The sequence below is a fragment of the Pseudomonas sp. W5-01 genome, assembly GCF_046540435.1.
Lineage (GTDB): Bacteria > Pseudomonadota > Gammaproteobacteria > Pseudomonadales > Pseudomonadaceae > Aquipseudomonas > Aquipseudomonas graminis_B.
This window is the reverse complement of the sequence record NZ_JAXCIP010000001.1, coordinates 75,825-89,234: the sequence shown is the minus strand read 5'-3', so window position 1 is coordinate 89,234 and position 13,410 is coordinate 75,825. Positions and strand designations below refer to the sequence as shown.

Below are 13,410 nucleotides of genomic sequence, written 5' to 3'. Positions count from 1 at the left end.
AAGACATGACGCGGCGGTGCCTAGATATCGCCGAGCCGCGCGCGGCAGTGAGAGAGGGTGTCGCGCAGGAGGAAGTTGACCATGGTCGGCGAGGTGCCGATGACCTTGGCCACGTCGCGCTGGGTGTAGCCCTGGATCTGGCTGAGGTCGAAGACGATGCGCATGCGCTTGGGCAGTTCGTTGAGCGCCCCGACCAGCTGATCCAGTGACTCGCGACCGGCCAGCACACGTTCGGGGGACACCTCGAAACGTATCTGCTCTTCATGCTCGGCTTCGGCGCCGTGGTTGCGTTCAAGACGCTGGCGGCGAAGACGGTCGATGGACAGATTGCGCACGACGCGAAACATGTAGCGCGCCGGTTCCGCAGACGCCAGGTCGCTTTCGAGCATCTTCACGAAAGCGTCTTGGACCACGTCCTCGGCGCGGGCGCGACAGCCAAGGAATTTTGCCGCCAGGCGCATCAGCGCCTCGCGGTGGGTGTTGTAGGTGCCCATCAGCGCCTCGAGGCGCGGGTCTCTCGCGCCACGGGTGGCGCCAACACAAGGTGAGCCGAGCCGGGTGGGCTGGCTCATTGCAGGGCGAAAATCCATCTTGTTCGACATCCCTGGTAACAAAGGAACGCGAAGGATAACGCAAACGATTCTCATTGCAACGTAAGAAAGTTTACCGATTGGTGAAACTTTCTCGCCGCACCCTGAGTCGTTTCGGCCCTGCAATCCTTATTTCATCAGGCGCAGCTCCAGGTATTGCAGGAGCATGATGGTCTTGCCGTCATTGATTTCACCGCTTTCCACCATGGCGATGGCCCGCTCGAAGTTCAGCTCCAGCACCTCGATGTCCTCGCCCTCCTCTTCCAGTCCGCCGCCGTCGCTGACTCGATCGTCGGGCTGGTATTCGCCGATGAAAAAGTGAATACGCTCGGTCACTGAACCGGGGCTCATGAAGGCATCGAAGATTTTCTTCACCGAGCGCACGACGTAGCCGGTCTCTTCCTCGGCTTCCAGGCGAATGCGCTCTTCGGGGCTGGCGTTGTCCAGCAACCCTGCTGCCGCTTCAATCAAATAACCGCTGTGACCGTTGACGAAGGCAGGCATGCGGAACTGGCGGGTCAGCACGACGGTGCGGCGTTCGAGGTTGTACAACAGAATCGTCGCGCCATTGCCCCGGTCGTACACCTCGCGGGTCTGCGACTGCCAACTGCCGTCGCGGCGTTGCAGCTCGAAGCTGTATTTCTTGAGCACGTACCAGTTGTCAGAGAGGAGTTGTTCATCGGTGATGCGGATGGGGGTGGAAGGCATGGTGGTCCTTATGGGTAGGGAGTGGTTGGATTCGGCTGATTGAGTTGGCGCAGCTACAGAGATTTAAGCAACGACACGGAATTGTGAAAGTGACACGGATTTTGTGGGGGCGAGCTTGCTCGCGAAGAGGCCGAGGCATCCGCTACATTTCTGGCGTCTGAAATGCCGTCTTCGCGAGCAAGCTCACTCCCACGTTGCCTGCATGTGCCACTTCATCTGCGTTCCTGGCAAAACCCCGAACTATTGTTTCCATCGATTGCCAACATAGTCACGAACGCCGTTCAGTTTGCCTGTGCAAATCCGGATGATGGCGACACTGATTAACCAGACAAGGATTTGCCCGCAATGTCCATCAACATGACCATTCTGTTGGCCCTCATCGTTTCGTTTTCCATCGCCCTGGTTGGCGTGGTGCATATCTGACACTGGCTGCAGATACGCATTAGGCGCCGAAGCCCGGTCCGGCACACCAGATCAGGCCATCGGTCGTCACTTTTTACTCGTGAAACGCCGCTACCGTCTCCTTACTGCCGACAAAAAAACTGTCGGCGACGATGCGCAGTGGCTGCAGATCCAGGTCGCTCTTGCCCCCGTCGATCAGGCGCGCGAAGTGCCCGTACATCGCCGGGTACTCGCCCTCCTCCGATACGGCCTGGGTCACGCCGTCGATGCTGACCTGCGCGCCGCCCGCGTCCAGACGCATCACGCCCTCGTCGCACTGCAACTCGATACTCCACTGCTCGTTGACGCTGTGATCGAAATCCAGTTCGGCAATCACCTGCACGTTCTCACCGGAGCGCATCTGCAACGACGCCGCAATCGGCGACTGGCAGTTGCTCGGCACGCTGAGGTTCGCCGATTCGACGAACAGTGCGCGGGGCAGCAATTCGGTGACGATCGACAACGCGTTGATCCCCGGATCGAACACCCCCAGCCCGCCGGCCTGCCAGATCCACGCCTGGCCCGGGTGCCATTTGCGCACCTGCTCTTTCCAGTCAATCCGCACCTGTTTGAGGGTCTTGCCTTCAAGCCATTGCACCGCGTTGCCCACGCCCGGGGCGAAACGTGAATGCCAGGCGAACAGCCCGCTGACGCCCGCTGCATTGACTTCGTCGATCAGGGCGAGCGCTTCGCCCAGGGTCGAACACGGCGGTTTTTCCACCAGCACGTGTTTGCCAGCCTTCAGTGCCTGTTCAACCAGCGCAAAACGCCCCTGGGGCGGCGTGCAAAAGGCGATGGCGTCCACCGCCGGTCCTTGGGCCAGCAGCTCAGCCAGGGAGCTGAAATTGGGCACGCCCGGACAGTGCTGACCCAGCGTCGCCACGGCCACCAGCTCAAAGCGGTCACTGGCGTGGATCGCCGGCACGTGCTGGTCCTGGGCAATCTTGCCGTAACCCACCAGCCCTAAACGAATCGGATGCATCGATGACTCCTGTGATGTTGTCGTTGTTATGACAGACGCGCCCCAAACGAGACGCGCTAAAGCAATTCAATGAAGCGGTGCTGCCTCGCCCTGCCGGTATTCGCGAGGGGTGCAGCCGAACTCCCGGCGGAACACGGTGTGCAGGTATTGCGCGGACTTGAAGCCGCAGTTTTGCGCGATGTCGGCGATGGCCGAGTCACCGTGTTTCAGCCCTGAAGCGGCGGCGGTCAGTTTGAAGCTCAGAATCTCGTCGTGCACGCTACAACCGCGCTCCTTGCGAAAGTGCGATTCCAGCGAAGAACGGGAAATGCCGACGTAGCCCGCGACCTGGGCGGTTTTGATGCCCTGGCAGGCGTACTGGCGAATGAAGTGCAGCGCCTGCATGACGTAGGGGTTGCCCAACGGCTGATGCAGGCTGGAGGCCTGAACGTTGATGGCCTCGGGCGGCACCAGAATCTGGCGGGCGGTCGAGGGCATACCGTGCAGCATCTGATGCAGCAACTGCGCCGCCGTGCGCCCCATGCTTTGCGTGCCCTGGGTCACCGAACTCAGCGGCACCCGCGTCAGGGTGCGGGTCAGCGGGTCGTTGTCGATGCCGATCAGCGCCACCTGCTCGGGCACCGCAATGCCGGCCGTCAGACACGCTTGCAGCAACTGCCGGGCGCGGGCGTCGCTGACGGCGATGATGCCGATGGGTTTGGGCAGGCTTTGCAGCCAGGTGATCTGCTGTTCGACGGCGCTGTCCCACAACGGCGCGCTGGTGCTCAGACCGCGATAGACCTCGCCGTACAGACCGTCACGCTGCAACAGCCGGCGAAAGGCTTTCTCACGCTCCTGGGCCCAGCGATTGCTCTGGGCTTCCGGCAGGCTGAAACAGGCGAAGCGGGTCAGACCGGCCTCGATCAGGTGCTCGTAGGCCAGCTTGATCAGGGCGAAGTTGTCGGTGGCGACGTAGGGAATGTGCTTCGGGTAGGCCCGCTCGTCCTCGTAGGAACCGCCCACGGCCACCACCGGCAAGGTGCTGCCGGCCAGCGCCTCGCCGATCAGCGGATCGTCGAAGTCGGCAATGATGCCGTCGCCCTGCCAGCGCTCGATGCCCTTCAGGCGGCAGAGAAAGTCCTCTTCCAGGAACAGATCCCAGGTCGCGCGGGTGCTGCTCAGGTAATTGCCGATGCCGGTGATGATGCCGCGGTCGTAGATCTTGCCGCCGTTGAACAACAGCGCGATGCGGTGAGCGGGCGGGACGGTTTTCATTATTGTTCCCCGGGCCTGTGAAGCGAGTCGGCACAGACTAGGCCTGCGCCGGGGGAATCTCAATACTCAAAATCGAACACCGAGTTGGTGATTTTCGCAATCGGCGCGGACGGGGCCGTTGCTAGTATCGGCACACAGGCAATCACACATCGCCCGTCAACGCTGGCAAGAATAATAAGGAAACCCCGATGCCCTGCTTCCCCGATGTCGACACCATTCGCTACGAAGGCCCCGGCAGCGAGTCGCCCCTCGCCTTCCGCCATTACGACGCCAACAAGATCATCCTCGGCAAGCCCATGCGCGAACACCTGCGCATGGCCGCCTGCTACTGGCACACCTTCGTCTGGCCCGGCGCTGATATGTTCGGCGTCGGCACCTTCAAGCGGCCATGGGTCAAACCGGGGGACGCCATGGAGCTGGCGCGCTTGAAGGCCGATGCAGCATTCGAATTCTTCTCCAAGCTGGGCATCGACTACTACAGTTTCCACGACACCGACGTCGCCCCCGAAGGCGCCAGTCTGAAAGAGTACAGCCGCAACTTCGCGCAGATGGTCGACGAACTCGAACGCCATCAGGAACAGAGCGGCATTCAGCTGCTGTGGGGCACCGCCAATTGCTTCAGCAACCCGCGCTTCGCCGCCGGCGCTGCGAGTAATCCGGACCCGGAAGTGTTCGCCTTTGCCGCCGCTCAGGTGTTCAGCGCGATGAACGCGACCCATCGGCTCAAGGGGTCGAACTACGTGCTGTGGGGTGGCCGCGAGGGTTACGAGACGCTGCTCAATACCGACCTTGCGCGCGAGCGCGAGCAACTGGGCCGCTTCATGGCCATGGTGGTCGAGCACAAACACAAGATCGGTTTTACCGGCGACCTGCTGATCGAGCCCAAACCCCAGGAGCCGACCAAGCACCAGTACGATTACGACACGGCCACGGTGTTCGGCTTTCTGCAACAGTTCGGCCTGGAGAAAGAGATCAAGGTCAATATCGAGGCCAACCACGCCACCCTCGCCGGCCACAGTTTTCACCATGAAATCGCCACGGCGGCGTCCCTCGGCATCTTCGGCAGCATCGACGCCAACCGCGGTGATCCGCAGAACGGCTGGGACACCGATCAGTTTCCCAACAGCGTGGAAGAGCTGACCCTGGCCACCTACGAAATCCTCAAGGCCGGCGGTTTCAAGAACGGCGGCTACAATTTCGATTCTAAAGTGCGCCGGCAGAGCCTGGACGAAATCGACCTGTTCTACGGCCACGTCGCGGCCATGGACGTCCTCGCGCTGTCGCTGGAACGGGCTGCTGCGATGATTCAGGACGATAAGCTGCAAGCGTTCAAGGACCAGCGCTACGCCGGCTGGGACCAACCGTTCGGGCGCGCTGTGCTGTCGGGGGACTTCAGCCTGGATTCTCTGGCGCAGCACGCCATGGACAACGAACTTAACCCGCACGCCGTGAGCGGCCGCCAGGAAATGCTCGAAGGCGTGGTGAACCGGTTTATCTATCCCTGACAGCAGGCGCCCGCGATTCACATGCAGGACCGGCGAGGTCATCAGCAAATCCGCTGGATGGACGCGATGCTTTTCGTAGGACCGGCTTTAGCCGGGAAGAGGCCAATGCGTGCAACATTCATCTTGCGGTGTGACGCCAACAGCTTCCCGGCTAAAGCCGGTCCTACTAAGGGAATTGCGTTGGTTACATTCTCACGACAATTCCCTGCTCGCGGCGCGCGGCCAGTATCTACAGTTCCACCGGCAAACCCATACATGCTCAAAAAGTGTCTTTAAACAAAAATAACAGGACGCAACCCCATGAAGAGTTTCAAGACCACCCTGCTTGCCAGTGCTCTGGCCCTGCTCAGCCTGCCCGTCATGGCCGATTCGGCCCATCCGAAAATCGGCTTTTCCATCGATGACCTGCGCCTCGAACGCTGGGCCCGGGACCGCGATTACTTCGTCGCGGCAGCGGAGAAAATGGACGCCAAGGTCTACGTCCAGTCCGCCGATGCCAACGAAGGCAAACAGATCTCCCAGATCGAAAACCTGATCTCCCGCGGCGTCGACGTCATTGTCATCGTGCCGTTCAACGCCACCGTGCTGACCAACGCCGTCGCCGAAGCCAAGAAGGCCGGCATCAAAGTGGTGTCCTACGACCGGCTGATCCTCAACGCCGACATCGACGCCTATATCTCCTTCGATAACGAAAAAGTCGGCGAAATGCAGGCGGCGGGCGTGCTCAAGGCAGCCCCGAAAGGCAACTACTTCCTGCTCGGCGGGGCACCCACCGACAACAACGCCAAGGTCCTGCGCGAAGGCCAGATGAAAGTGCTGCAGCCAGCCATCGACAAGGGCGACATCAAAATTGTCGGCCAGCAGTGGGTCAAGGAATGGAACCCGACCGAAGCCCTGAGCATCGTCGAAAACGCCCTGACCAAAAACAACAACAAGATCGACGGCATCGTCGCCTCAAACGACGCCACCGCCGGCGGCGCGATTCAGGCCCTCGCCGCGCAGAAGCTGGCCGGCAAGGTGCCCATCTCCGGGCAAGACGCCGACCTGGCAGCGGTCAAGCGCGTGATCGACGGCACCCAGACCATGACCGTCTACAAACCGCTGAAACTGATCGCCTCGGAAGCGGCAAAACTGTCCGTGCAACTGGCGCGCAATGAAAAGCCTACGTACAGCTCGCAGTACGACAACGGCACGAAGAAGGTCGACACCATCCTCCTGACCCCGACGCCGCTGACCAAGGACAACATCGATCTGCTGGAGAAGGACGGGTTTTACACCAAGGATCAGATCGCCGGGAAGTGATCACTTTTTGCAGATTGCCATAGCTGCAGTGTGACCCCTGCACCGACACCTGTAGGAGCGTGGCTTGTCCCGCGAGCGGCGGGGAACCCGTCGTAAAACCTGACACTGTGGTTTGCCTGACACAACGCGTCTGCTGAATTTACGACTGATTCGAAGCCGGTCGCGGGACACGCCGCGCTCCTGCACAAGAACTCCGGCCTGTCCTGGAATACCGCGCCATGTCCGACTATCTGCTGCAAATGAACGGCATCGTCAAATCCTTCGGCGGCGTCAAGGCGCTCAATGGCATCGACATCAAGGTGCGGGCCGGCGAATGCGTCGGCCTGTGCGGCGAGAACGGCGCCGGCAAATCGACCCTGATGAAAGTCCTCTCGGCGGTCTATCCCCACGGCACCTGGGAAGGTGAAATCCTCTGGGACGGCCAGCCGCTGAAGGCGCAATCCATCAGCGAAACCGAGGCCGCCGGGATCGTCATCATTCACCAGGAACTCACCCTCGTCCCCGACCTGTCGGTGGCGGAAAACATCTTCATGGGCCATGAACTGACCCTGCCGGGCGGGCGGATGAATTACCCGGCGATGATTCACCGCGCTGAAGCCCTGATGCGCGAACTGAAAGTGCCGGACATGAACGTCGCCCTGCCGGTCTCGCAATACGGCGGCGGCTATCAGCAACTCGTGGAGATCGCCAAGGCGCTGAACAAGCAGGCGCGACTGCTGATCCTCGACGAACCCTCTTCGGCCCTGACCCGCTCGGAAATCGACGTCCTGCTCGACATCATTCGCGAGCTCAAAGCCAAAGGGGTCGCCTGCGTCTACATTTCCCACAAGCTCGATGAAGTCGCTGCCGTCTGCGACACCATCTCGGTGATCCGCGACGGCAAACACATCGCGACCACGGCCATGGCCGACATGGACATTCCCAGCATCATCACGCAGATGGTCGGCCGCGAGATGAGCAATCTCTACCCCACCGAACCCCACAGCGTCGGTGAGGTGATTTTCGAGGCGCGCCACGTCACCTGCTACGACGTCGACAACCCGAAGCGCAAACGCGTGGACGACATCTCCTTCGTGCTCAGGCGCGGTGAAATCCTCGGCATCGCCGGGCTGGTCGGGGCCGGCCGCACCGAACTGGTCTCGGCGCTGTTCGGTGCCTATCCGGGGCGCTACGCCGGCGAAGTGTGGCTGGACGGTAAAGCCATCGACACGCGCACACCGCTCAAATCCATCCGCGCGGGGCTGTGCATGGTGCCTGAGGACCGCAAGCGCCAGGGCATCATTCCCGACCTTGGCGTGGGCCAGAACATCACCCTCGCCGTGCTCGACAGCTTCGCCCACCTGACGCGCATCGACGCCGAAGCCGAGCTGGGCAGCATCGACAAGGAAATCGCGCGCATGCACCTGAAGACCGCGAGCCCGTTCCTGCCGATCACCAGCCTCTCTGGCGGCAATCAGCAAAAAGCCGTGCTGGCGAAGATGCTGCTGACGAAGCCACGGGTGCTGATACTCGACGAGCCCACTCGCGGTGTGGACGTTGGCGCCAAGTACGAGATCTACAAACTGATGGGTGCGCTGGCGGCCAGGGGCGTGTCGATCATCATGGTGTCGTCGGAGCTGGCCGAAGTGCTCGGCGTCTCCGACCGGGTGCTGGTGATCGGCGACGGCCAGCTGCGCGGGGACTTCATCAACGAAGGGCTGACCCAGGAACAGGTGCTCGCGGCCGCACTCAGTCAGTCCGGCGACACTGCGCACAACAAAAACAATAACGACCGGCCCGGTGCTGTGGGAGACGCGCGTCAATGAATCAACTCAAGCAACTGTTCACCCGCTACAAAATGCTCGCGCTGGTGATCGCCATCGCGGTCATCTGGCTGTTCTTCAGTTGGGAAACCGACGGGGGCTTTCTGACGCCGCGCAATCTGTCCAATCTGCTGCGGCAGATGTCGATCACCGGGATTCTGGCCTGCGGCATGGTGCTTGTAATCATCAGCGGTGAGATCGATCTGTCGGTGGGGTCGTTGCTCGGCCTGCTCGGCGGCGTGGCGGCGATTCTCGACGTGGTCTACCACCTGCCGCTGCCGCTGAACCTGTGCATCGTCGCCGGCTGCGGGCTGTTGATCGGTCTGGCCAACGGCTGCATGACCGCGTACCTGCGCATCCCGTCATTCATCGTCGGCCTGGGCGGCATGCTCGCGTTTCGCGGCATTCTGCTGGGAATCACCGGCGGAACCACCATTGCGCCGGTGTCGCCGGAGCTGGTCTACATCGGCCAGGGGTATCTGCCGCCGCTGGTGGGGATCGTGCTTGGCGTGCTGCTCTTCGCGCTGACGCTGTTCCTGACCTGGCGTCAGCGCAGCAACCGCGCTTTGCACGGGCTCGCGGCCCATTCACTGGTTCGGGATGTGGTGCGGGTCGTGGCGATTGGCGCCGTCCTGGCAGGCTTCGTCTACACGCTGAACAGCTACGACGGGATTCCGGTCCCGGTCCTGCTGCTGTTGGTCCTGCTTGGCGTCTTCAGCTATATCACCACCCAGACCGTGTTCGGCCGGCGCATCTACTCGGTGGGCAGCAACATGGAAGCCACGCGGCTTTCCGGCATCAATGTGCAGGCGGTGAAATTGTGGATCTTCGGCATCATGGGCGTCATGTGCGCCCTCGCCGGCCTGGTCAACACCGCGCGCCTGGCTGCGGGTTCGCCGTCGGCGGGCAACATGGGTGAACTCGACGCCATCGCCGCCTGCTTCATCGGCGGCACCTCCATGCGCGGCGGCTCGGGCACCGTCTACGGCGCCCTGCTCGGCGCCCTCGTCATCACCAGCCTCGACAACGGCATGTCCATGCTCGACGTCGACAGCTACTGGCAGATGATCGTCAAGGGCAGCATTCTGGTGCTGGCGGTGTGGGTGGATGTGAGCACGCGGGCGGGCCGGCGATGATTGTCAATGGGCTTGAGCCACGGCATTTTCAGCGCCTGTAATAGAGCCTTCGCGAGCAAGCTCCCACAGGATGGTGGTCAGGCTAGGGATTTTCGGTTGTTGCAAAACCTGTGGGAGTGAGCTTGCTCACGAAGAGGCCCGGACATTCAGCCACATTCTCTGGGGCTGAAAGTAAGCCTTCGCGAACAAGGTGGAGCGCCACCCCGGTCGCTCCCACACAAGGATTCCGCTTCAAGCCAATATGCGCGCCCGGCGCTGGAAGCAGTAGGCCACTCACCGCCCCTCCAGCAACTCCCCCGCCCGATCCAGCAACCCCAGCGGATCGTCCGTCTTGTGAATGTCCACCGAGAGCATCTGCCGAAATTTGCGCGCGCCGGGGAAGCCGGTGCCCAGGCCCAGCACGTGGCGGGTGATGTGGTGCATGGAGCCGCCGTCGCGTAGGTGCGCTTCCACATAGGGGCGCATCAGCGCCAGGGCTTCGGCGCGGGTGATCTGCGGGGCGTCGCTGCCGAACAGTTCGCGGTCCACGCCGGCCAGCAGGTAGGGATTGTGATACGCCTCGCGGCCAAGCATCACGCCGTCGAAGGTGTTCAGGTGCGCCTGGCACTGCTCCAGAGTCTTGATGCCGCCGTTGAGGATGATCTCCAGTTCGGGGAAGTCCTGCTTCAACTGCGCGGCGATGTCATAACGCAGCGGCGGAATGTCACGGTTTTCCTTGGGCGAGAGGCCCTCAAGAATGGCGATACGTGCATGTACAGTGAAGCTCGTGCAGCCGGCGTCGCGAACGGTGCCAACGAACTCGCACAGCTGCTCGTAACTGTCGCGGCCGTTGATGCCGATGCGGTGCTTGACGGTCACCGGAATCGTCACGGCGTCGCGCATGGCCTTGACGCAATCGGCCACCAACTGCGGATGCCCCATCAACACCGCGCCGATCATGTTGTTCTGCACGCGATCGCTCGGGCAACCGACGTTGAGGTTGACCTCATCGTACCCCGCCGCCTGCGCCAGACGCGCGCTGGCAGCAAGGTCGGCCGGGTTGCTGCCACCCAATTGCAAGGCCAGCGGATGCTCCGTTTCGTCATGGCGCAAAAAGCGCTCGGTATCGCCGTGCAGCAACGCGCCGGTGGTCACCATTTCGGTGTACAGCAGCGCATTTTTCGACAGCAGACGCAGGAAGAAACGGCAGTGACGGTCCGTCCAGTCCATCATCGGGGCCACGGAAAAACGCCGTGAGGGCTCGGACGGAAGGCGGTCGGTACGGGGTTCTGTGATAGGCAACATGGGCGCAATTAGCAGGTCAGGCGAAGGAGGACGCGCATTCTAACAGCTCGCCCGCCAGGCTGAAGCCGATCCGGCTGAAAAGACACCCTCTGCAGAACCGGTTCCATCCTGACATTAATGACCCAAGTGTTCAGAACTTATAACAAATTAAGCGATACCGCACAGTCCTACACTTAGCGACCCTCCTAAACATTAGCACGCTAACAACCGCCTTTTAAAACACGCTTTTTACACGCCCATAGACGCTGGCGTTATTAACGCCATCGCCCGTTGGATTCTTTGACGCCATTAATTCGCAACGTGGTTAATCCACTACTCTTTAAACAGGGTTATTTAAATAAGAAAGGAAGTTGACGCCAACAAAATAAATGAACTTTATTTTAACTCACCACTGGCAAAGTATTTTTATTGATATATAACAAGTAACAACCTGCACACACGAACGTACAAACATGACAACCCTTAAGTTCATCGGCCTATGGCTGCTGCCTCTGTGCGCCGCCACCACGGCGCTTGCTCAGCCCAGCGTGAATACTTCCGCGACGGTTGAACAACACCGGACGCTTAACCATCGTGACGTCGGCGGTATTGTGATCGGGCAGACCATGACGCTGGCAGGCCGAACGTTTTATGACAGTTTCGCAAACACCTGGCGTGAGAAAGATGAAGCGGAAACATTCACCGTCACTATTACCGAGCGGCCCACGGCGCGTTTAGGCAGCCAGGTATTCGTGGATTACGGCAATCGCCGGTTATTTCAAATGTTCCTGCCACCCAATCGAACGCTTATTCCGGCCATTGCCGCCGACGCGGCCGGTCAGGTGTATCAGGGCATCCTTGATTATCAATTGGCACAATTCTTTGGCGACCCGGACATGGGACGAGACGAGCTATGAAAGCACTCACTATTAACCGCAGTTTGGTGGTTGTTGCCAGCCTCGCCTTGATGGCCGGCATGGGGTCAGGCGTCCAGGCCAGCGAACTGGCGTATGTCCCGAACAACCCGTCATTTGGCGGCAATCCGTTGAACGGCCCGGTGCTGCTCAATCAGGCGCAGGCGCAAAACCATTACGTCGAAAAGTCTTCATCGTCCGGCGCCTACGCCGGGCAGACCGCGCTGACCCAGTTCAACAGCATGTTGCAGAGCGCCATCCTCAGCCGGGTGTCGTCGGCGGTAACGTCCAGCATCGTCGGTACCAACGGCCAACTGGTGCCGGGCACCGTCGAAACCACTGACTTCCGCATCGCAATCACCAACCTGCAACGCGGCCTGCTGCAGATCGTCACCACCGACAAGAACACCGGCCAGACCACCCAGTTTCAAGTGAATCAACCGTAACACCCGTCGCACCCGCTACCCCGCACCACCCCACTACCCTACTGAATAAGGAAGATCACCATGCAAGCACGCAAATCCTTACTGTCTCTGGCCATCCTGTTTGCTGTCTCCGGTGCGGCCATGGCCGACTCCAGCACCGTCAACACCACCCAGGCAGGTTCTGACAACGGACTGAACGTCGAGCAACGCGGCGCCACCCAGTCCACTGTCACCGTTAATCAGAACGGCGGCCGTAACACCGCAGGCGCTATCAACCAGACGGCCACTTACAGCAACCTGACGATCAATCAGACCGGCTACTACAACCTCAGCAGCGCCAAACAGGCCGGTAACAACAATACCGGCTCCATCACTCAGAACGGCGGCGGCCCTCAGCCGCAGATCGCCAGCCTGGATCAGTCCGGCGGCTACAGCAAAGCCAGCATTGATCAACAGAGCAACCACAGCACCAGCGCCTCCATCACCCAGGGCGGCGGTAACAACAACACCGCCAGCACTTCGCAGATCGGCAATAGCACGCGCGTCGGCACGACTGTCTCCCAAGCCGGCAGCTACAACCTGGCGACTGTTTCGCAAGAGAGAAATAACAACACCGTCACCAGCAGCGTCACCCAGGCGGGCAACAGCAATACCGGGATTGTTTCGCAACAGCATAACGCCCAGCAGGTGTCCGCCACTCTGCAACAGAACGGCAACTACAACGTCGGCTCGATCCAGCAGAACGACACCCTCGTCACCACCGCCAAGGCTCAACAGCGCGGCGATTTCAACACGCTTTCCGTTTCGCAGAACGGCTCTCTGCTGAACGCCGACGTCCAGCAGAACGGCAACAACAACTACGCGTCCAGCACCCAGACCGGCCTTAACAACGAAGATACGCTGCTGCAGACCGGCAACAACAACCGCGCGGCTGTGAGCCAGACCGGCACCGGGACTTACCTCTCCACCAACGCCGTTCGCCTGACTCAGTCCGGCAACAACATGGTCGCCAACGTCAGCCAGACCGGCGGCAGCGGCAACGTGGCAACGATCTACCAACACTAAGATGGTGTACCCCGCCAGGTTCT

The 13,410-nt window shown here is 60.9% G+C and carries 12 protein-coding genes; 7 read left to right on the top strand and 5 right to left on the bottom strand.

Translation table 11 applies throughout. From position 1 onward, the window contains the following. Positions 1 to 20: 20 nt before the first annotated feature. From SLW75_RS00390 to SLW75_RS00375, 4 genes are all read right to left on the bottom strand, one after another. Positions 21 to 572: a sigma-70 family RNA polymerase sigma factor gene (locus SLW75_RS00390; RefSeq protein WP_410933207.1), complete on the bottom strand. Its 552-nt coding sequence runs from the start codon at positions 570 to 572 to the stop codon at positions 21 to 23. Between the two features lie 147 nt (positions 573 to 719). Beyond that, a complete protein-coding gene (gene nudK / locus SLW75_RS00385) occupies positions 720 to 1,298 on the bottom strand; it encodes a GDP-mannose pyrophosphatase NudK (protein ID WP_065989657.1) in 579 nt (192 codons plus the stop codon). Positions 1,299 to 1,794: 496 nt separating this feature from the next. Beyond that, positions 1,795 to 2,721 (bottom strand): Gfo/Idh/MocA family protein, encoded by a 927-nt coding sequence (locus tag SLW75_RS00380; protein ID WP_410933206.1) that lies wholly within the window; start codon positions 2,719 to 2,721, stop codon positions 1,795 to 1,797. Positions 2,722 to 2,787: 66 nt separating this feature from the next. Then, the gene (locus SLW75_RS00375; protein ID WP_410933205.1) at positions 2,788 to 3,975 is read right to left on the bottom strand and encodes a XylR family transcriptional regulator; all 1,188 of its coding nucleotides are present in this window, start codon (positions 3,973 to 3,975) and stop codon (positions 2,788 to 2,790) included. 188 nt (positions 3,976 to 4,163) lie between these two features. Here SLW75_RS00375 and xylA point away from each other — a divergent pair, with 188 nt between their 5' ends. From xylA to SLW75_RS00355, 4 genes are all read left to right on the top strand, one after another. Beyond that, positions 4,164 to 5,480 carry a xylose isomerase gene (gene xylA, locus SLW75_RS00370; protein ID WP_410933204.1) on the top strand — a complete coding sequence of 439 codons (1,317 nt, stop codon included), beginning with the start codon at positions 4,164 to 4,166 and terminating at the stop codon, positions 5,478 to 5,480. 300 nt (positions 5,481 to 5,780) lie between these two features. Continuing rightward, a complete protein-coding gene (gene xylF / locus SLW75_RS00365) occupies positions 5,781 to 6,782 on the top strand; it encodes a D-xylose ABC transporter substrate-binding protein (RefSeq protein WP_065989643.1) in 1,002 nt (333 codons plus the stop codon). A 218-nt stretch (positions 6,783 to 7,000) separates the two neighbouring features. Further along, positions 7,001 to 8,587, top strand: a complete 1,587-nt coding sequence (xylG, locus tag SLW75_RS00360; protein WP_410933203.1) for a D-xylose ABC transporter ATP-binding protein — start codon at positions 7,001 to 7,003, stop codon at positions 8,585 to 8,587. After that, positions 8,584 to 9,720 (top strand): sugar ABC transporter permease, encoded by a 1,137-nt coding sequence (locus SLW75_RS00355; RefSeq protein WP_065989639.1) that lies wholly within the window; start codon positions 8,584 to 8,586, stop codon positions 9,718 to 9,720. The genes xylG and SLW75_RS00355 overlap by 4 nt, the downstream gene beginning before the upstream one ends. Before the next feature lie 273 nt (positions 9,721 to 9,993). Here the strand turns inward: SLW75_RS00355 and dusA are convergent, their stop codons facing one another. Continuing rightward, positions 9,994 to 11,004, bottom strand: coding sequence for a tRNA dihydrouridine(20/20a) synthase DusA (gene dusA / locus SLW75_RS00350; protein ID WP_065989637.1), 1,011 nt, complete (start codon positions 11,002 to 11,004; stop codon positions 9,994 to 9,996). Between the two features lie 452 nt (positions 11,005 to 11,456). Between dusA and SLW75_RS00345 the strand changes: the two genes are divergently transcribed. The 3 genes from SLW75_RS00345 to SLW75_RS00335 are packed head-to-tail and all read left to right on the top strand — an operon-like array spanning position 11,457 to position 13,387. Beyond that, positions 11,457 to 11,900 (top strand): CsgE family curli-type amyloid fiber assembly protein, encoded by a 444-nt coding sequence (locus SLW75_RS00345; protein ID WP_192134234.1) that lies wholly within the window; start codon positions 11,457 to 11,459, stop codon positions 11,898 to 11,900. Further along, positions 11,897 to 12,343, top strand: coding sequence for a curli assembly protein CsgF (locus SLW75_RS00340; RefSeq protein WP_410933202.1), 447 nt, complete (start codon positions 11,897 to 11,899; stop codon positions 12,341 to 12,343). The genes SLW75_RS00345 and SLW75_RS00340 overlap by 4 nt, the downstream gene beginning before the upstream one ends. 60 nt (positions 12,344 to 12,403) lie before the next feature. Then, entirely contained in the window at positions 12,404 to 13,387 is a 984-nt protein-coding gene (locus SLW75_RS00335; protein ID WP_065989631.1) for a hypothetical protein, read from the top strand. The last annotated feature ends 23 nt before the right edge of the window (positions 13,388 to 13,410 follow it).